This window comes from Streptomyces sp. HUAS MG56 (assembly GCF_058673395.1).
Map to the genome: position 1 here is coordinate 6,323,925 of NZ_CM178722.1, position 18,733 is coordinate 6,342,657.

Annotated in this window: 17 protein-coding genes and 1 riboswitch; of the genes, 12 read left to right on the top strand and 5 right to left on the bottom strand. The window is 72.8% G+C overall.

Going from position 1 to position 18,733, the window contains the following annotated elements:
• Window positions 1–125: 125 nt before the first annotated feature.
• The 6 genes from AC4OXY_RS29945 (at window position 126) to AC4OXY_RS29970 (ending at window position 8,061) form a co-directional block, all read left to right on the top strand.
• Window positions 126–611, top strand: a complete 486-nt coding sequence (locus tag AC4OXY_RS29945) for a MarR family winged helix-turn-helix transcriptional regulator (protein ID WP_491991375.1) — start codon at window positions 126–128, stop codon at window positions 609–611.
• Between the two features lie 324 nt (window positions 612–935).
• Entirely contained in the window at window positions 936–2,456 is a 1,521-nt protein-coding gene (locus AC4OXY_RS29950) for an aldehyde dehydrogenase family protein (RefSeq protein ID WP_491991376.1), read from the top strand.
• A gap of 44 nt (window positions 2,457–2,500) precedes the next feature.
• Entirely contained in the window at window positions 2,501–4,057 is a 1,557-nt protein-coding gene (locus AC4OXY_RS29955; protein ID WP_491991377.1) for a GMC family oxidoreductase, read from the top strand.
• Window positions 4,054–5,151, top strand: a complete 1,098-nt coding sequence (locus tag AC4OXY_RS29960) for a quaternary amine ABC transporter ATP-binding protein (RefSeq protein ID WP_362818231.1) — start codon at window positions 4,054–4,056, stop codon at window positions 5,149–5,151. The genes AC4OXY_RS29955 and AC4OXY_RS29960 overlap by 4 nt, the downstream gene beginning before the upstream one ends.
• Window positions 5,151–7,106: an ABC transporter permease gene (locus AC4OXY_RS29965; RefSeq protein WP_362818233.1), complete on the top strand. Its 1,956-nt coding sequence runs from the start codon at window positions 5,151–5,153 to the stop codon at window positions 7,104–7,106. Before AC4OXY_RS29960 ends, AC4OXY_RS29965 begins: the two co-directional genes overlap by 1 nt.
• Before the next feature lies 1 nt (window position 7,107).
• Complete coding sequence (locus AC4OXY_RS29970; RefSeq protein ID WP_356030173.1) at window positions 7,108–8,061, top strand: ABC transporter substrate-binding protein; 954 nt, start codon at window positions 7,108–7,110, stop codon at window positions 8,059–8,061.
• 6 nt (window positions 8,062–8,067) lie between these two features.
• On the opposite strand, the gene AC4OXY_RS29975 is transcribed toward AC4OXY_RS29970, so the two are convergent.
• Window positions 8,068–8,811: an isocitrate lyase/PEP mutase family protein gene (locus tag AC4OXY_RS29975; protein ID WP_491991378.1), complete on the bottom strand. Its 744-nt coding sequence runs from the start codon at window positions 8,809–8,811 to the stop codon at window positions 8,068–8,070.
• On the bottom strand, window positions 8,808–9,344 hold the full coding sequence (locus AC4OXY_RS29980; protein WP_362818235.1) for a carboxymuconolactone decarboxylase family protein: 537 nt from the start codon (window positions 9,342–9,344) through the stop codon (window positions 8,808–8,810). Before AC4OXY_RS29980 ends, AC4OXY_RS29975 begins: the two co-directional genes overlap by 4 nt.
• 47 nt (window positions 9,345–9,391) lie before the next feature.
• On the opposite strand from AC4OXY_RS29980, the gene pdxR reads away from it, so the two are divergent.
• Complete coding sequence (gene pdxR / locus AC4OXY_RS29985; protein WP_491991379.1) at window positions 9,392–10,798, top strand: MocR-like pyridoxine biosynthesis transcription factor PdxR; 1,407 nt, start codon at window positions 9,392–9,394, stop codon at window positions 10,796–10,798.
• Window positions 10,799–10,811: 13 nt separating this feature from the next.
• On the opposite strand, the gene AC4OXY_RS29990 is transcribed toward pdxR, so the two are convergent.
• Window positions 10,812–11,642 (bottom strand): DMT family transporter, encoded by an 831-nt coding sequence (locus AC4OXY_RS29990; RefSeq protein ID WP_356030284.1) that lies wholly within the window; start codon window positions 11,640–11,642, stop codon window positions 10,812–10,814.
• A 128-nt stretch (window positions 11,643–11,770) separates the two neighbouring features.
• On the opposite strand from AC4OXY_RS29990, the gene AC4OXY_RS29995 reads away from it, so the two are divergent.
• Both AC4OXY_RS29995 and AC4OXY_RS30000 read left to right on the top strand, forming a co-directional pair.
• The gene (locus AC4OXY_RS29995; RefSeq protein WP_356030177.1) at window positions 11,771–12,106 is read left to right on the top strand and encodes a hypothetical protein; all 336 of its coding nucleotides are present in this window, start codon (window positions 11,771–11,773) and stop codon (window positions 12,104–12,106) included.
• A gap of 7 nt (window positions 12,107–12,113) precedes the next feature.
• On the top strand, window positions 12,114–13,298 hold the full coding sequence (locus AC4OXY_RS30000; RefSeq protein ID WP_491991380.1) for a glutathionylspermidine synthase family protein: 1,185 nt from the start codon (window positions 12,114–12,116) through the stop codon (window positions 13,296–13,298).
• On the opposite strand, the gene rocD is transcribed toward AC4OXY_RS30000, so the two are convergent.
• Window positions 13,295–14,503 carry an ornithine--oxo-acid transaminase gene (rocD, locus tag AC4OXY_RS30005; protein ID WP_491991381.1) on the bottom strand — a complete coding sequence of 403 codons (1,209 nt, stop codon included), beginning with the start codon at window positions 14,501–14,503 and terminating at the stop codon, window positions 13,295–13,297. The two genes, AC4OXY_RS30000 and rocD, sit on opposite strands and share 4 nt — an antisense overlap.
• Window positions 14,504–14,605: 102 nt before the next feature.
• A riboswitch (ZMP/ZTP riboswitch) is annotated at window positions 14,606–14,711 on the top strand.
• A 33-nt stretch (window positions 14,712–14,744) separates the two neighbouring features.
• On the opposite strand from rocD, the gene AC4OXY_RS30010 reads away from it, so the two are divergent.
• The 3 genes from AC4OXY_RS30010 to AC4OXY_RS30020 all read left to right on the top strand — a co-directional run bounded on the left by AC4OXY_RS30010 (window position 14,745) and on the right by AC4OXY_RS30020 (window position 18,005).
• Complete coding sequence (locus AC4OXY_RS30010) at window positions 14,745–16,196, top strand: glycine hydroxymethyltransferase (protein WP_491991382.1); 1,452 nt, start codon at window positions 14,745–14,747, stop codon at window positions 16,194–16,196.
• A 57-nt stretch (window positions 16,197–16,253) separates the two neighbouring features.
• Entirely contained in the window at window positions 16,254–17,279 is a 1,026-nt protein-coding gene (trpS, locus tag AC4OXY_RS30015; protein ID WP_376291120.1) for a tryptophan--tRNA ligase, read from the top strand.
• Window positions 17,280–17,417: 138 nt separating this feature from the next.
• Window positions 17,418–18,005: a 2'-5' RNA ligase family protein gene (locus AC4OXY_RS30020; protein ID WP_491991383.1), complete on the top strand. Its 588-nt coding sequence runs from the start codon at window positions 17,418–17,420 to the stop codon at window positions 18,003–18,005.
• On the opposite strand, the gene dprE2 is transcribed toward AC4OXY_RS30020, so the two are convergent.
• Window positions 17,986–18,723, bottom strand: coding sequence for a decaprenylphospho-beta-D-erythro-pentofuranosid-2-ulose 2-reductase (gene dprE2 / locus AC4OXY_RS30025; RefSeq protein WP_356030186.1), 738 nt, complete (start codon window positions 18,721–18,723; stop codon window positions 17,986–17,988). The genes AC4OXY_RS30020 and dprE2 overlap by 20 nt on opposite strands.
• Window positions 18,724–18,733 lie beyond the last annotated feature (10 nt).

Below are 18,733 nucleotides of genomic sequence, written 5' to 3' on the forward strand. Positions count from 1 at the left end.
GTAAGAAACGGTTGTATGCGAGGTGAAGGAATTTCAAGCGCGGGGTGACCGCGCACGCCTTCGGCTCTCACCCGTTCGCGGCGCGTGCGAGGCGCCCCGGCGCTGCCGCTCCTAGCGTGGCCTCCATGACGACCGTCCGCGTTTCCCCCGCCGCCGCCCCGCAGGCCGCCCCCTCGGCCGTCCAGCCCGTCGGCTACTGGACCTGGGCCGCCCATCAGGCCGTCGTACGCCATCTGCGCGGCGCGCTGGCCGGGATCGATCTCACCCAGCCGCAGTGGTGGGTCCTGAAGGACATCGCCGCCGAAGACGCTCCCCGCACCCGGGCCGAGCTGCAGGACCGGCTCGCCGCGCACCTCGACTCCGGGCCGGAGGAGATCGGGCGGGCCGTCGACACCCTGGTCGCCCGTGCCTGGCTGAGCGTCGACGGGGCCGGCCGCGTGCGCACCACCGACGCCGGCCGGGAGGCCACCCGGCGCGCCGTCGACGTCCTGCGGCGGGTGCGCGCCGAGATCCACGAGGGCGTCCCCGAGGAGGACTACGCCACCGCGCTGGACGTCCTGCGCCGGATGATCCGCAACCTCGGCGGGCGGGCCGACGACCTGAACCCCTGACGGACCCGGGAGAACGCGTGCACGGCGGGACCCCCGCCGTGCACGCGTTCTCCCGTGCTGCCCACCCGCGCTGTCCGTCCCCCGTTGCCCGGCAGCGAGGCCGCCCCATCCGTCCGGCACGCACTGTGCGGTGCCCATGGACTGAGCGCAGCGGTCCGAGTCGCGCCCTTCCGTCCCTTTTGAGGCGTACTTTCGGTGACACGGCGCACTTTCGACCACCGATTACGCATGCCGCTCGTCGGCCCGGGCAGGCGGACGCGGTCCCCGAGCGTGGCAGGTGTGTGACGCAGGGGCATGGATCAGGAACGGAAGGCAACACCGAACATGGCGAACGGAACGGCACGACAGGCCCAGGCGACCATCCACGCGGGGGGAGAGTGGCTGGCAGCGGTCTCGGGTGTGACACGCGAGATCCTGGACCCCGCGGACGCCCGGCCGTTCGCCGTGGTCGCCGAGGGTGACGAGAAGGATGCGGAAAGGGCCGTGGCGGCGGCCCGGCAGGCTTTTGACCAGGGGCCCTGGCCCGCCACCCCCGTCGCCGAGCGCGCGGCCCTGCTGCGCCGCGTCGCCGACCTGCTCGTGCGCGACCGCGAGGCGCTCGGCCTGCTGGAGAGCCGGGACGCGGGCAAGACCGTGGAAGAGGGGCGCGTCGACATCGACTGCGTCGCCGACGCCTTCCGCTACTTCGCCGACCTGGTCGCCGCCGAGGCGCCCGGCCGGGTCGTGGACGCGGGGTCCAGCGACATCCACAGCGTCGTCGTGCACGAGCCCGTGGGCGTCTGCGCGCTCATCACGCCCTGGAACTACCCGCTGCTCCAGGCCAGCTGGAAGATCGCCCCGGCGCTCGCGGCCGGCAACACCTTCGTGCTCAAGCCCAGCGAGATCACCCCGATGACCACCATCGCGCTGATCGAACTGCTCGCCGAGGCCGGGCTGCCCGACGGGGTCGCGAACCTCGTCACCGGCCCCGGCCACACCGTCGGCGCCCGGCTCGCCGAGCACCCCGACGTCGACCTGGTCTCCTTCACCGGCGGCCTGGTCAGCGGCGTCAAGGTCGCCCAGGCCGCCGCGCCCACCGTGAAGAAGGTCGCGCTCGAACTCGGCGGCAAGAACCCCAACGTCGTCTTCGCCGACGCCTGCGCCACCGACGAGGGCTTCGACACCGCCGTCGACCAGGCACTCAACGCCGCCTTCATCCACAGCGGCCAGGTCTGCTCGGCCGGTGCCCGGCTCATCGTCGAGGAGTCGGTCCGGGACCGCTTCGTCACCGAACTCGCCCGCCGGGCCCAGAAGATCAGGCTCGGGCGCGGCACCGCCGACGGCGTCGAGTGCGGCCCGCTCGTCTCCGCGCAGCAGCGCGAGAAGGTGGAGGGCTACGTCGCCTCCGCGCTCGCCGAGGGCGCGGTGCTGCGGTGCGGCGGCAAGCGGCCGGAGCCGAGCGAGGTCCGCCCGGAGTCCGGGTACTTCTACGAGCCCACGATCCTCGACGCCTGCCACCGCGAGATGAAGGTCGTCCGGGAGGAGGTCTTCGGACCCGTCCTCACCGTCGAGACCTTCCGCACCGAGGACGAGGCCGTCCGGCTCGCCAACGACACCGAGTACGGCCTCGCGGGCGCCGTCTGGACCGCCGACGCGGGCCGGGCCCGCCGGGTCGCGGGGCGGCTGCGCCACGGCACGGTCTGGATCAACGACTTCCACCCCTACCTCCCGCAGGCGGAGTGGGGCGGCTTCGGCAGGAGCGGCACCGGCCGCGAGCTGGGCCCCGCCGGACTCGCCGAGTACCGCGAGGCCAAGCACGTCTACCAGAACCTCGCGCCCCGGCCCGTGCGCTGGTTCGCCGGCTGACCCCCTCAACGTCCCCACGCAGCAAGTCCGTTCGGAGTACCCCCATGTCCCACACCCCCTCCCGCCTCTACGACTACGTCGTCATCGGCGGCGGCACGGCCGGCTCGGTCATCGCCTCCCGCCTCACCGAGAACCCCGACGTCACCGTCGCCGTCATCGAGGGCGGCCCCACCGACGTCGACCGCGACGACGTCCTCACCCTGCGCCGCTGGATGGGCCTGCTCGGCGGCGACCTCGACTACGACTACCCGACCGTCGAGCAGCCGCGCGGCAACTCCCACATCCGGCACAGCCGCGCCCGCGTCCTCGGCGGCTGCTCCTCGCACAACACCCTGATCTCCTTCAAGCCGCTGCCGTCCGACTGGGACGAGTGGGAGGAGGCCGGCGCCAAGGGCTGGGGCGCCGTGCCGATGGAGGCGTACTTCGCCCGGCTGAAGAACAACATCGTCCCGGTCGACGAGAAGGACCGCAACGCCATCGCCCGCGACTTCGTCGACGCCGCCCAGGCGGCGCTCGGCGTCCCGCGCGTCGAGGGCTTCAACAAGAAGCCCTTCACCGACGGCGTCGGCTTCTTCGACCTCGCCTACCACCCCGAGAACAACAAGCGCTCCTCCGCCTCGGTGGCGTACCTGCACCCGGTGATGGACGAGCGCCCCAACCTCCACATCTACCTGGAGACCCGGGCCTACCGGCTGGAGCTGGCCGGCACCCGCGCCGAGGGCGTCCACGTGCGCACCAAGGACGGCGAGGAACTGCTCATACGGGCCCGCAACGAGGTCGTGCTGTGCGCCGGAGCCGTCGACTCCCCGCGCCTGCTCATGCACTCGGGCATCGGCCCGCGCCAGGACCTGGAGGCCCTCGGCATCCCGGTCGTCCACGATCTGCCGGGCGTCGGCGAGAACCTGCTCGACCACCCCGAGTCGGTCATCGTCTGGGAGACCCACGGGCCGATTCCGGAGAACTCCGCGATGGACTCCGACGCGGGCCTGTTCGTGCGCCGCGACCCCGAGCACACGGGCCCGGACCTGATGTTCCACTTCTACCAGATCCCGTTCACGGACAACCCGGAGCGGCTGGGCTACGAACGCCCCGCGTACGGCGTCTCGATGACCCCGAACATCCCCAAGCCGAAGTCCCGCGGCCGCCTGTACCTGACCAGCGCCGACCCCGAGGTCAAGCCCGCGCTGGACTTCCGGTACTTCACCGACGAGGACGACTACGACGGCCGGACCCTGGTCGACGGCATCCGCATCGCCCGCGAGATCGCGAAGTCCGAGCCGCTGGCCGGCTGGCTCAAGCGCGAGGTCGCCCCCGGCCCGGAGGTCACCGGCGACGAGGAGCTGAGCGAGTACGCCCGCAAGGTCGCGCACACCGTCTACCACCCGGCCGGCACCTGCAAGATGGGTGCCGCCGACGACGAACTCGCCGTGGTGGACCCGGAGTTGAGGATTCGTGGCATGCAGGGCATCCGGATCGCCGACGCGTCCGTCTTCCCGACGATGACCGCCGTGAACCCGATGATCGGGGTGCTGATGGTCGGAGAGAAGGCCGTCGACCTCATCGGGGAGAAGGCCGTCGAGCTGGGCGGTGATGCCCGATGAGCGCCACCGTCCCCACCCGCAAGCCGCCCACCGCGACCGGCACCGACACGCCCGTCTTCTCCGTCTCGGGCCTGTGGAAGGTCTTCGGCCCGAAGGCGGAGCGCGTCCCCGCCGACGCCGAACTCACCGCGCTGGACCCCGCCGGCCTGCGCGCCCGTACCGGCTGCACGGCCGCCGTCCGGGACGTCTCCTTCGACGTCCGCAAGGGCGAGGTCTTCGTCGTCATGGGCCTGTCCGGCTCCGGCAAGTCCACCCTGGTGCGCTGCCTGACCCGGCTCATCGAGCCGACCGCCGGCACGATCGCCATCGACGGCGAGGACGTCCGCGCCATGGACAAGGCCCGGCTGCGCGAACTGCGCAGGCACCGTGCCGCGATGGTCTTCCAGCACTTCGGTCTGCTCCCGCACCGCACCGTCCTCGACAACGTCGCCTACGGCCTGGAGATCCAGGGCATCGGCAAGGCCGAGCGCCGCGCCCGCGCCGCCGAGGTCGTCAAGAAGGTCGGCCTGGAGGGCATGGAGAAGCGCCGGCCCAGCCAGCTCTCCGGCGGCCAGCGCCAACGCGTGGGCCTGGCACGGGCGTTGGCGGTCGACCCCGAGGTGCTGCTCTTCGACGAGCCCTTCAGCGCCCTCGACCCGCTGATCCGCCGTGACATGCAGGACGAGGTGGCCCGGCTGCACCGCGAGGAGGGCCGCACGATGGTCTTCATCACCCACGACCTCGCCGAGGCCCTCAAGCTCGGCGACCGGATCGCCCTGATGCGCGACGGCGAGGTCGTCCAGCTGGGCACCCCCGAGGAGATCGTCGGCTCCCCGGCCGACGACTACGTACGCGAGTTCGTCCGGGACGTCCCGCGCGAGCAGGTCATGACGGTCCGCACCGCCATGCGCCCGGCCGCGGCCGACGAGGACGGCGGCCCGGCCGTGCGCCCCGACGCCACCGTCGCCGAGGCCATCGAGGCCGTCGCCCGGTCGGGCGCCCCGGCCCGCGTGATGGACGAGGGCACATGCCTGGGCGTCGTCGACCACGAGCGGCTGCTGGACGTGGTCGCCGGTGTCACGGACGTGCCGAGCAGCACCCCGGAGGCCGTCTGATGGCAGCGCTCACCGTGGCGGCCGCCCGCGGCGCCAAACCGAAGATCCTCAGGAGCCGGGCCGCGGGCAAGCTCCTGCTGCTCGCCCTCCTCACCGCCGTCCTGCTGCCCGTCCTCGGCCGCTGGGGCAACGGCGCCTGGCCGCACGAGCTGACCGTCAGCCTGACGGGGCCGCTGACGTCGGCCAGTAACTGGGTCATCGACAACCGGGACAGCCACCCCCTGTTCCTGTACTTCTTCGGCTACATCAGCAACGCCGTCGTCCTCTCCGTGCGCGCCGTCTACCTCACCCTGCTCGCCCTGGGCTGGACCGGCGTCACGGTCCTCGGCGCGCTGGTCGCCTGGCGCGTCGCCGGAGTCCGGCTCGCCGCCGGCACGGCCGCCGCGTTCCTGGCGTGCGGCGCGCTCGGCATGTGGGTGCCGACCATGCAGACCCTCGCGCTGATGGTCGCGGCCGTGCTCGCGTCCGTGCTCGTGGGCGTGCTGCTCGGGCTCGCCGCCGGCCTGTCCGACCGCCTCGACCGCGCCCTGCGCCCGGTCCTGGACACCATGCAGGTGCTCCCGGCCTTCGCCTACCTCCTCCCCGTCGTCCTGGTCTTCGGCATCGGCGTCCCCGCGGCCGTCCTCGCCACCGTCGTCTACGCCGCCCCGCCGATGGCCCGCCTCACCGCGCTCGGCCTGCGCGGCGCCGACCCCGAGGTCCTGGAGGCCGTGGAGTCCCTCGGCGCCACCCGCCGCCAGCGGCTGCTGACCGCCCGGATCCCGCTGGCCCGGGGGGAACTGCTGCTCGGCCTCAACCAGACGATCATGATGGCGCTGTCCATGGCCGTCATCGCCTCGGTCATCGGCGCCGGCGGCCTCGGCGACCGCGTCTACCAGGCCCTCGCCTCCGTCGACGTCGGCCAGGCCCTCGCGGCCGGCATCCCCATCGTGCTGCTCGCGATCGTCCTGGACCGCGTGACCGCGGCCGCGGGCGAGGACCGTACGGCGCGAACGGCGCAGCCCGGGACGCCCCGCACCATCGGCTGGGTGTACGCGCTCGCCGTCACCGCGGCCGTCGCCCTCGCCGCCCGTCTGCTGCACGGCCTGAACTGGCCCACCGGCTGGACCCTCGGCATCGCCGCGCCGGTCAACAGCGCCGTCGACTGGATGACCGCCCACCTCTACTCCGGCGTCCCGGTCATCGGCGGCACCGCCGACTGGGCCGGCCACTTCACCACCTGGGTCCTGGACCCGGTCCGCGGCGGTCTGCAGTGGCTGCCCTGGTGGTCCGTGCTGCTGATCGTCGCAGCGCTGGCCTGGCTGATCGGCACCTGGGCCACCGCCCTGACCGCCGTCCTCGCGATGGCCGCGATCGGCGTGCTCGGTGTCTGGGACCCGGCCCTCGACACGCTCTCGCAGGTGCTGGCCGCCGTCGCCGTCACCCTGGTCCTCGGCTTCGCGACCGGCATCGCCGCCGCCCGCAGCGACCGCGTCGAGCGCGCCCTGCGCCCGGTCCTGGACGTGTTCCAGACGATGCCGCAGTTCGTGTACCTGATCCCGGTCGTCGCGCTGTTCGGCGTCGGCCGCGCCCCGGCCGTGGCGGCCGCCGTCGTCTACGCCCTGCCCGCCGTCGTCCGGATCACCGCGCAGGGCCTGCGCCAGGTCGACCCGGCCGCGCTGGAGTCGGCGCGCTCGCTCGGCGCGACCGGCCGCCAGCAGCTGTGGCAGGTCCAACTCCCGCTCGCCCGGCGCTCGTTGCTGCTCGCCGTCAACCAGGGCGTGGTCCTGGTCCTCGCCGTCGTCATCATCGGCGGTCTGGTCGGCGGCGGCGCCCTCGGCTACAACGTCGCCTTCGGCCTCGCCCAGGGCGACCTCGCCACCGGCCTGGTGGCCGGTGCCGCCATCGTCTGCCTGGGCCTGATGCTGGACCGGGTGACCCAGCCGACCGAACGCCGCGCGAGGAAGGGAGCCTGACATGCGCGTACGTACGACCGTCCCGGCCGCCCTCGCCGTGCTGGGGCTCGCCACCGGCTGCGGCGCCGCCGACATGACCAAGCAGGCCTCGCCGTTCGCCAACGCGCAGGGCGCGAAGTCCGTGACCCTGTCCGTGCAGTCCTGGGTGGGCGCGCAGTCCAACGTGGCCGTCGCCCAGTACCTCCTGGAGCACAAGCTCGGCTACCGCGTCGACACCGTCCAGGTCGACGAGGTGCCCGCGTGGGACGCGCTCAGCCAGGGCCGCGTCGACGCGATCCTGGAGGACTGGGGCCACCCGGACCAGGAGAAGCGGTACGTCGAAGACAAGAAGACCATCGCCCGCGCCGGCGACCTCGGCGTGACCGGCCACATCGGCTGGTTCGTGCCGACCTACCTGGCGAAGCAGCACCCCGACATCACGGACTGGAAGAACCTGAACAAGTACGCCGGCCTCTTCCGCACCCCGGAGAGCGGCGGCAAGGGCCAGCTGATGGACGGCTCCCCGTCCTACGTCACCAACGACAAGGCCCTGGTCGGCAATCTGAACCTGGACTACCAGGTGGTCTTCGCCGGTTCCGAGGCCGCGCAGATCACCCAGATGAAACAGTTCGCCAAGGAGAAGAAGCCCTTCCTGACCTACTGGTACTCGCCCCAGTGGCTGTTCAAGAAGGTCCCCATGACGGAGGTGAAGCTGCCGCCGTACAAGGACGGCTGCGACGCGGACGCGGCGAAGGTCGCCTGCGCCTACCCGCACACCCCGCTGCAGAAGTACCTCAACGCGGACTTCGCCAGGTCGGGCGGCAAGGCGGCGGCCTTCCTGAAGAAGTTCCGGTGGACGACCGAGGACCAGAACGAGGTCTCCCTGATGATCGCCGACCAGAAGCTGTCCCCGCAGGACGCCGCGAAGAAGTGGGTGGACAGCCACCCGGACGTGTGGAAGAAGTGGCTGTCCTGAACCGCCCTACGTCTTCAGCTGCTTCTTCAGCTGTTCGGTCATCCCCTGCAGTGCCAGCGCCGCCCAGCGCTGCTGCTTCGGTCCGAACGTGATGCGCGTGGCCCCGAGTTCGCCGAGTTCGGCGAGCGAGGGGCCCGTGGCGTCCAGGTGGCCGTGGACGTTGACCGGGCCCTGGATGCCGGACCGCAGCAGCGGCAGTACGTCCTCGGGGGCGCGGATAGGGAAGATGCAGTCCGCGCCCGCCGCCACGTACAAAGCGGCCCGCTCGATGGCCCGTTCGGGATCCGTCTCGCCGCGCAGGAAGGTGTCGACGCGGGCGTTGAGGAACAGCCGGTCGCCCGCGGCCGCGCGGAACTCGGCGAGGAACTCCGCCTGCTCGTGCGGGTCCTTCAGGACACCTCCGGCGGAGTCCTCAAGGTTGCAGCCGACGGCGCCCGCCTCCAGCAGCCGTTCCACGATCTCCCGCGGCGCGAGCCCGTACCCGGCCTCGATGTCCGCCGACACCGGCACGTCCACGGCCCGGGTGATCCGGGCGACCGCCGCGAACATCTCGTCGGCCGGGACCGCCCCGTCCTCGTACCCGAGCGACGCGGCCACGCCCGCGCTCGGCGTGGCCAGCGCCGGGAACCCGGCCGCCGCGAACACCCGCGCGCTGGCCGCGTCCCACGGGCCGGGCAGGACCAGCGGATCGCCCGGGGCGCGCCCCAGGTGCAGCGCGCGGAACTCCTCGACCGTGCCGCCACGGCTCACGCGTGCTGCCCCGGCCGGTAGTGGCCGGGCACCATCCGGGTGCTCACGCCGATCCGGTTCCAGGCGTTGATCACCGTGATCGCGGCGATCAGCTGGGCCAGCTCGGGCTCCTCGAACTGCTTCGCGGCCCGCTCGTACACCTCGTCCGGCACGAAGCCTCCCCCAGACTCCGTCCGGGAGGTGCCCCCAGTCAGGACGGTGATCGCCTCGGTCAGCTCGATCGCCGCCAGTTCCCTCTCCGTGTAGAAGTGCTTCGACTCCTCCCACGCGCTGAGCTGCACGATCCGCTCCACGCGCTCACCGGCCGCGAGCGCGTCCTTGGTGTGCATGTCGAGGCAGAACGCGCAGTGGTTGAGCTGCGAGGCGCGGATCTTGACCAACTCGTACAGCGTGGGGTCCAGCCCCCGCCGGGCGGCGGCGTCCAGCCGGACCATCGCCTTGTAGACCTCGGGCGCGTGCTCGGCGAACTGCATCCGGGGCGTGTGCTCGGCGACGTACTCGGCCTGCTTCTCGGTGCTGATGTCAGTGCTCATGCCGTCGACCCTACGAGCGAGGCAGCCCAGGGGTATGGTCCATTTCCATGGCGAAACCTTGGGCCACTCTCGGCGTCGACCTCCACCTCGAACCGACCGGCGCGGGCGGGCTGCGCCGGGGCCTGACCGACGCCCTGCGCGACGCCGTCCGCACCGGCCGCCTCGCCCCCGGCACCCGGCTGCCGTCCTCCCGCACCCTCGCCACCGACCTCGGCATCGCCCGCAACACCGTCGCCGAGGCCTACGCCGACCTGGTCGCCGAGGGCTGGCTCACCGCCCGCCAGGGCTCCGGCACCCGCGTGGCCGAAAGGGCCGCCGTCACCCCGGCGGACCCGGCGCGCAGCGGTGCGGCGGCCCCACGGCGCACGGCACCGGCGCGCCCCACGTACAGCCTCCTGCCCGGCACCCCCGACCTGGCCGCCTTCCCGCGCGCCGCGTGGCTGAAAGCCGCCCGCCGCGCCCTGGCCACCGCCCCGCACGACGCCCTCGGCTACGGCGACCCGCGCGGCCGCCCCGAACTGCGCACCGCCCTCGCCGGCTACCTCGCCCGCGTCCGCGGCGTCCGCACCGACCCCGAGACCCTCATCGTCACCTCGGGCTTCGCCCACGCCCTGCGGATCATCGGCCCCGTGCTCGCCGCGCGCGGGGTGCGCGCGGTGGCGGTGGAGTCGTACGGCCTGGACGCGTACCGGCGTCTGCTCCGGCAGGCGGGCCTCGCGACACCCCCGCTCCCGTACGACGAACTCGGCACGGACCCCCGGGTGCCGGGCGACGCCGGCGCGGTCCTGCTCACCCCCGCCCACCAGTTCCCGATGGGCCTGCCGCTGCACCCCGACCGGCGGGCCGCCGTCGTGGACCGGGCACGGCGCACCGGCGGGCTGATCCTGGAGGACGACTACGACGGCGAGTTCCGCTACGACCGCCAGCCCGTCGGCGCCCTCCAGGGCCTGGACCCCGACCACGTGATCTACTTCGGCACCGCCAGCAAGTCCCTCGCCCCCGGCCTGCGGCTGGGCTGGATGGCACTGCCGCCCGCTCTGGCCCAGGAGGCGATCGAGGCCAAGGGCACGCACGACACCGTGGGGGTGCTGGAGCAGCTCACCCTCGCCGAGTTCATCACCTCCGGCGCGTACGACCGCCAGGTCCGCTCCGCCCGCCAGCGCTACCGGCGCCGCCGCGACGCCCTGGCCGAAGCGGTCGCCGCCCGCGCCCCCGAGGTCACGGTCACGGGCATCGCCGCCGGCCTGCACGCCCTCCTGCGCCTGCCGCCGGGCCTGGAGGAGTCGGTGGTCCAGGCCGCCGCCTGGCAGGGCCTGGCCCTCCAGGGCCTGTCCTTCCACCGTCACCCGGAGGCGGCCGCCGAGCCGCTGGACGCGCTGGTGGTGGGGTACGCGACCCCGCCGGACAGCGCGTGGGCGGGCGCACTGGAGGCCCTGTGCCGGGTGCTGCCCTGACCACAGGCGGCTTTCAGGCGACGGACTCCTCGGCCCCCGGTGCCTCTCCGAAGCGCGCCAGCGCCATCGCGCCCGCCACCGCCACCAGGAAGCCCAGGACCGCCAGCCAGGTCAGCCCCTCCCGGGTGCGGTCGCCCAGCCAGACGACGCCCACCGCCGCCGGTCCGAGCGTCTCGCCGATCACCAGGCCGGCCGTGGCCGTGGTCACCGCACCCCGGGTCAGGGCGGAGGTCAGCAGCATGAACGCGGCGCCACTGCCGATGACCAGCGCGTACGTCGCCGGGTTGGTGAGCAGTTGCGCGGGCCGGAGCGAGTCGATCAGGCGCACCGACACCTCCACCACCCCGAACCCGAACCCGGCTCCCAGCCCGAGGACCAGCGACCGGCCCTTCCCGGTCAGCCGCCCGCCCGCGAGCGCGAGCAGCAGCATGCCGACGGCCACCGCGAGCATCACGTACCGCAGGGTGTCCGATCCGTCCTGTCTGCCCTCCGGCCCGGACGCCAGCGCCAGCATCGCGAGCCCGGCGCACACCACGGCCACCGCGCCCCACTCCGTGCCGTTCAGCCGTACCCGCAGCAGGCGCGCCGCCACCACGGCGGTCACCGCCAGGCTCGACGCCAGGGCGGCGCTGACGGCGTAGATCGGCAGGGACCGCAGCGCCACGATCTGGAACAGGAAGCCGAGCCCGTCCAGCGACAGCCCGGCGAGGTACCGCCACTGTCTGAGCGCGCGCAGCAGCAGCGCGGCCTCACCGCCCTCGCCCGTACCGGCCGTCCGCGCGGCCACCGCCTGCAACACCGTCGCGGTACCGAAGCAGACCGCCGCGCCCAGGGCGCACACCATTCCAAACAACACAAAGGGACTCTAGGCGAGTGGTAAAGCCGCAGGCCGCCTGAACGGCGGTTCTCACCGATCTCTAGGCTGATCCGAACGTCCTACGAACCAAAGTCCGATACGGGGGAGACTCCACCATGGAGAACACGCGCCGCCGGCTGCGCTCCGGCACGGTCGTCCTCGGCGGCATGGGCCTGCTGGCCGCCGCCCTGACCGCCTGCTCGTCCGAGCCGGACAAGCGCTGCGTGGACCGCGGCAGCTACGACTTCGCCCGGGGCTACAGGATCGTCTCCGACAAGAACTGCACGTCCACCAAGGCGTCGGTCGACGGCGGCTGGTACTACGGCGGCACGAAGAAGGGCTCCTGGGCGGACGGCGGCTCCTTCACCAGGCCCCGCAAGAGCTCCGGCAGCAGCCACGGCGGGGTCCACCGCGGCGGCTTCGGCGGCGGCCACCACAGCTCCGGCGGCTGAGGCCCGTATGGAGCGCCGTACCCTCACCCCCCGCCCCGGCTGGCAGCGGACGGTCGAGGAACAGGGGCTGATCTACCCCCTCACCCGCCACCCCGACGACTCCCTGCGCCCGTACTGGGACGAGAGCGCCGCGTACGTCTTCACCCTGGACGAGGTCGAGGCGCTGGAGGAGACCGTCGCCGAACTGCACGCCATGTGCCTCGCCGCCGCCGGGCACCTCGTGGCGCAGGACCGCCTCGCCGACCTCGGCATCACCGACCCGCGCGTGGCCGCCGCGGTCACCGAGTCCTGGCGGCGCCGGGCCGAACTCCCCTCCCTGTACGGCCGGTTCGACCTGCGCCACGACGGCACCGGCCCGGCGAAGCTCCTGGAGTACAACGCCGACACCCCGACCTCGCTGGTCGAGGCGGCCTCCCCGCAGTGGTTCTGGATGGAGGAGCGCTTCCCCGGCGCCGACCAGTGGAACTCCCTGCACGATCGCCTGGTCGAGGCCTGGCGGACCCAGGCCGCGTTGCTGCCGCCCGGCGCCCCGCTGCACTTCGCGCACTCCGCGGCCGACGAACTCGGCGAGGACCTGATGACGGTCGCCTATCTGAAGGAGACCGCCGAGCAGGCCGGGCTCGACACCGACTGGCTGGCCATGGAGGAGATCGGCTGGGACACCCTCTCCGGCCGCTTCGTCGACAACCGGCTCCGGTTCATCCGCGGCATCTTCAAGCTCTACCCGTGGGAGTGGCTGACCACGGACGCCTTCGCCGGACACGTCCTCGACACCCTCGACAACGGCGGCGGCACGGGCTCGACGCTGTGGATCGAGCCCGCCTGGAAGATGCTCCTGAGCAACAAGGCCCTGCTGGCGATCCTCTGGGAGCTGTACCCCGGCCACCCGAACCTCCTGCCCGCCTACCTGGACGGCCCGCGCGAGCTGGCCACGACCGCGGGCTACGTCGCCAAGCCCCTGCTCGGCCGCGAGGGCGCGGGCGTCACGGTGCACCGGCCGGGCACCGCGCCGGCCTCGCGCGACGAACCCTGCTGCTACCAGCAGCTCGCCCCGCTGCCCGCCTTCGACGGCAACCACGTCGTCCTCGGCGCCTGGGTCGTCCAGGGCGAACCGGCGGGCCTGGGCATCCGCGAGTCCTCGGGCCTGATCACGAACGAGTACGCCCGCTTCGTGCCGCACGTGATCCTCTAGGCCCCTTCGAGCACCGCCCGCACCTGCTCCAGCCCCCAGTCCAGGTCCGCCTCGGAGACGACCAGTGGCGGCGAGAGGCGCATCGTCGCGCCGTGGCTCTCCTTCACCAGCACTCCGCGCTCCATCAGCCGCTCCGCGACCTGCCGCCCGCTGCCGACGTGCGGGGCGACGTCCACCCCGGCCCACAGCCCGCGCCCCCGCACCGCCGTCACCGCGCCGGTGGCCGGCAGCTGTGCCAGCGCCCGGTGCATCCGCGCGCCCAGCTCGGCCGCCCGCGCCTGGAACTCGCCGGTGCGCAGCATTGCGATCACCTCCAGCGCCACCGCGCACGCCAGCGGATTCCCGCCGAACGTCGACCCGTGCTCGCCCGGCCGGAACACCCCGAGCACCTCCGCGCTCGACACCACCGCCGACACCGGCAGGATCCCGCCGCCCAGCGCCTTGCCCAGCACGTACATGTCCGGCACGACCCCCTCGTGCTCGCACGCGAAGGTCCGCCCGGTCCGCCCGAGCCCCGACTGGATCTCGTCGGCCACGAACAGCACGTTCCGCTCCCGGGCCAGCTCCCGCACCGCCGCCAGATAGCCGGCCGGCGGCACGATCACCCCGGACTCGCCCTGGATCGGCTCCAGCAGCACCGCGACGGTGTTCTCCGTCAGCGCCGCCCGCATCGCGGTCAGATCGCCGTACGGCACGATCTGGAAGCCCGGCGTGTACGGCCCGAAGTCCGCCCGGGCCTCCGGGTCGGTCGAGAAGCTGATCACGGTCGTCGTACGCCCGTGGAAGTTGCCGCCCGCGACCACGATCTTCGCCATCTCCGCGGGCACGCCCTTGACCTTGTACCCCCACTTGCGGGCCGTCTTGACCGCGCTCTCCACCGCCTCCGCGCCGGTGTTCACGGGCAGCACCATCTCCATCCCGCACAGCTGGGCCAGCTCGGTGCAGAAGGCGGCGAACCGGTCGTGCAGAAAGGCGCGCGACGTCAGTGTGACCCGCCCCAGCTGCGCCGTCGCCGCCTCGATCAGCCGCCGGTTGCCGTGCCCGAAGTTCAGCGCGGAGTACCCGGCCAGCATGTCCAGGTACCGGCGGCCCGCCACGTCCGTCAGCCACGCCCCCTCGGCCGTGGCCACGACGACGGGCAGCGGATCGTACGTGGGCGCGCAGTGCGCGTCGGCGGCGGCGATGAGATCTTCGGCGGTGGTCATGATCGCTCCCGGTGCGGCGGTGCCCCCTTCGATGCCCTCACCCCATCCTCGCTCGCATGGTGGACGCGCGGCCTGTCGTGCGCGGCCCGCCCGGTAGGCTGATCAACGGGCCGTGACTGGCGCGCTGGGATGGGACCGACCATCAGGGAGCGGCCCTGCGGGACAGCGATCCCGCGGGAAAACAGTGCCGTGCGCCTGGGCCGAACGTGAACGCTGTACGCACACCGTCCGGAGGTCCCCGATGCCTGAGCAGCAGCCCCTTTCCACCGAGTCCACCGCCTTCCGCGCCGCCCTCGACGTGATCCGCGCCGTCGAGCCGCGCGTCGCCGACGCCATCGGCCAGGAGGTGCACGACCAGCGCGAGATGCTCAAGCTGATCGCCTCCGAGAACTACGCCTCCCCGGCCACGCTGCTGGCGATGGGCAACTGGTTCAGCGACAAGTACGCCGAGGGCACGATCGGCCGCCGCTTCTACGCCGGCTGCCGCAACGTCGACACGGTGGAGTCCCTCGCCGCCGAGCACGCCAAGGCGCTGTTCGGCGCCCGGCACGCCTACGTCCAGCCGCACTCCGGCATCGACGCCAACCTCGTCGCCTTCTGGGCCGTCCTCGCCGACCGCGTCGAGGTCCCCTTCCTGGAGAAGGCGGGCGCCCGCCAGGTCAACGACCTCACCGAGGCCGACTGGGCCGAGCTGCGCCAGGCCTTCGGCAACCAGCGCATGCTCGGCATGTCCCTGGACGCGGGCGGCCACCTCACCCACGGCTTCCGCCCGAACATCTCCGGCAAGATGTTCGACCAGCGCTCCTACGGCACCGACCCGGCGACCGGCCTGATCGACTACGAGGCGCTGCGCGCCCAGGCCCGCGAGTTCAAGCCGCTGATCATCGTCGCGGGCTACTCGGCGTACCCCCGGCTGGTGAACTTCCGGATCATGCGCGAGATCGCCGACGAGGTCGGCGCGACGCTGATGGTCGACATGGCGCACTTCGCCGGTCTGGTCGCCGGCAAGGTCCTGACCGGCGACTTCGACCCGGTCCCGCACGCCCAGATCGTCACCACGACCACCCACAAGTCGCTGCGCGGCCCGCGCGGCGGCATGGTCCTGTGCGACGACTCCCTCAAGGACCAGGTCGACCGCGGCTGCCCCATGGTCCTCGGCGGCCCGCTCCCGCACGTCATGGCCGCGAAGGCCGTCGCCCTGGCCGAGGCCCGGCAGCCCGCCTTCCAGGACTACGCCCGGCGCATCGTCGACAACTCCCGCGCGCTGGCCGAGGGCCTGACGCGCCGCGGCGCCACGCTCGTGACCGGCGGCACGGACAACCACCTCAACCTGATCGACGTGGCCACGTCGTACGGCCTCACCGGCCGCCAGGCCGAGTCGGCCCTCCTCGACTCCGGCATCGTCACCAACCGCAACGCCATCCCGGCCGACCCGAACGGCGCCTGGTACACCTCCGGCATCCGCATCGGCACCCCGGCGCTCACCACCCGCGGCCTCGGCACGGCGGAGATGGACGAGGTCGCGGGCCTGATCGACCGCGTCCTTGCGACGACGGAACCGGGCACCACGAAGTCCGGCACCCCGAGCAAGGCCTCCCACGTCCTGGACGCGAAGGTGGCCGAGGAGATCGCCCAGCGGGCGACCGACCTGGTGGCGGGCTTCCCGCTGTACCCCGAGGTCGACCTGGGCTGACCCGCTGCCGCGCGCGGGGTCGGATCGGTGCCGTCGCCACTGTCCACACCTGAGAGAATGATGAACATGGCCTCTGCTGACCGACCCCGCGTGCTCTCCGGTATCCAGCCCACCGCCGGCTCGTTCCACCTCGGCAACTACCTCGGCGCCGTCCGCCAGTGGGTGGCGCTCCAGGAGTCGCACGACGCCTTCTACATGGTCGTCGACCTGCACGCGATCACGGTCCCGCAGGACCCGGCAGAGCTGCGTGCCAACACCCGGCTCGCCGCCGCCCAGCTGCTCGCCGCCGGCCTGGACCCGGACCGCTGCACCCTCTTCGTGCAGAGCCATGTCCCCGAGCACGCCCAGCTCGCCTGGGTCATGAACTGCCTCACCGGCTTCGGCGAGGCCAGCCGCATGACCCAGTTCAAGGACAAGTCCGCCAAGCAGGGCGCGGACCGGGCGAGCGTCGGCCTGTTCACGTACCCGGTCCTCCAGGTCGCCGACATCCTGCTGTACCAGGCGAACGAGGTGCCGGTCGGCGAGGACCAGCGCCAGCACATCGAGCTGACCCGGGACCTGGCCGAGCGCTTCAACGGCCGCTTCGGCGAGACCTTCGTGATCCCGTCGCCGTACATCCTCAAGGAGACGGCGAAGATCTACGACCTCCAGGAACCGACGATCAAGATGAGCAAGTCGGCGTCCACGCCGAAGGGCCTCATCAACCTCCTCGACGAGCCGAAGACGACCGCCAAGAAGGTCAAGAGCGCCGTCACCGACACCGACACCGTGATCCGCTACGACGTGGAGCACAAGCCGGGCGTGTCGAACCTGCTCACCATCTACTCCACGCTCACCGGCCGCACGATCGCCGAGCTGGAGCGGGAGTACGAGGGCAAGATGTACGGCGCCCTGAAGACCGACCTCGCCGAGGTGATGGTCGAGTTCGTGACGCCGTTCAAGGAGCGCACCCAGCAGTACCTGGACGACTCCGAGACGCTCGACTCGATCCTGGCCAAGGGCGCGGAGAAGGCGCGCGCCGTCGCCGCGGAGACGCTCGCGCAGGCGTACGACCGCGTGGGATTCCTGCCGGCGAAGCACTGAGCCGGCTGCCGCACCGGACAGAGCGCTGCACATCACTTCCCTCGCGCCTGCCCACAGGACACCCGTGGCCGTACAGTCAATAGCCACGGGCGGGGAAGAACGCGGTAAGAACACAGGGCGCGGACGACAGGAGACGACGTGGGGACCGTAACGATCGGCGTGTCGATCGCGGTCCCGGAGCCTCACGGCAGCCTGCTCCAGGAGCGGCGCGCGGGCTTCGGCGACGCCGCGGCTCACAGCATCCCGACGCATGTCACGCTGCTGCCGCCGACCGAGGTCGACGCGGCGGACCTGCCGGCCGTCGAGGCGCACCTCACCGAGGTCGCCGCGGCCGGCCGCCCCTTCCCGATGAAGCTGTCGGGCACGGACACCTTCCGCCCGCTCTCGCCCGTCGTCTACGTCCGGGTCGTCCGGGGCGCCGATGAGTGCGCCCGGCTCCAGCAGCGGGTGCGGGACGCCTCCGGGCCTGTGCCGCGCGAGCTCCAGTTCCCGTACCACCCGCACGTCACCGTCGCGCACGGCATCTGCGAGGCCGCCATGGACCGCGCCTTCGCGGAGCTGTCCGGCTTCGAGGCCGACTGGCCGTGCACCGGCTTCGCCCTCTACGAACAGGGCCTCGACGGCGTCTGGCGCAAGCTGCGGGAGTACACGTTCGGGGGCTCCGTGGTCCCGCCCCAGGCGAGCGGCGCCGAGGTGGAACGGTGCGCTAGACCGGGAGTCTCCTGAACAGCGCCCTCGGTGTGTGCCGCAGCGCGGCCATCACCACCCTGAGCACGCCCGGTACCCACACGGTCTCCGCGCGGCGGCGCAGGCCCAGCTCGATCGCCGTGGCGATGGCCTCCGGGGTGGTGGCGAACGGCGTCTCAGGCCGGTGGACGGACCCGGGGCGTACGACCATGACGTGCACGCCGGTGCCGTGCAGGGCGTCGCCGAGGCCCTGGGCGAAGGCGTCGAGGCCGGCCTTGCTGGAGCCGTAGATGAAGTCCGCGCGGCGGGCCCGCTCACCGGCGACGGAGGACAGCACGACCAGCGAGCCGTGGCCCTGCGCCTGGAGGGCGCCCGCGGCGACCAGGCCGGCCGAGACCGCCCCGGTGTAGTTGGTCTGGGCGACCCGCACGGCCCGTGCCGGTGCGCGCTCGTCCTCGGCCTGGTCGCCGAGGATGCCGAAGGCCAGCAGCACCAGGTCGATGTCGCCCTCGGCGAAGACCTTGCCGAGCGCGGTCTCGTGGGAGCCGGGGTCGAGGGCGTCGAAGTCGGCCGTACGCACGTCGGCGCCGAGCCCGCGCAGGCTCTCGGCGGCCTCCTCCAGGGCGGGCGAGGGGCGCCCGGCCAGCCACACCGTGCGGGTGCGGCGGGCGATCAGCCGGCGCGCGGTGGCCAGCGCGATCTCCGACGTGCCGCCGAGGACGAGCAGGGACTGGGGGAGACCGAAGGCGTCCTTCACGTCAGCTCCT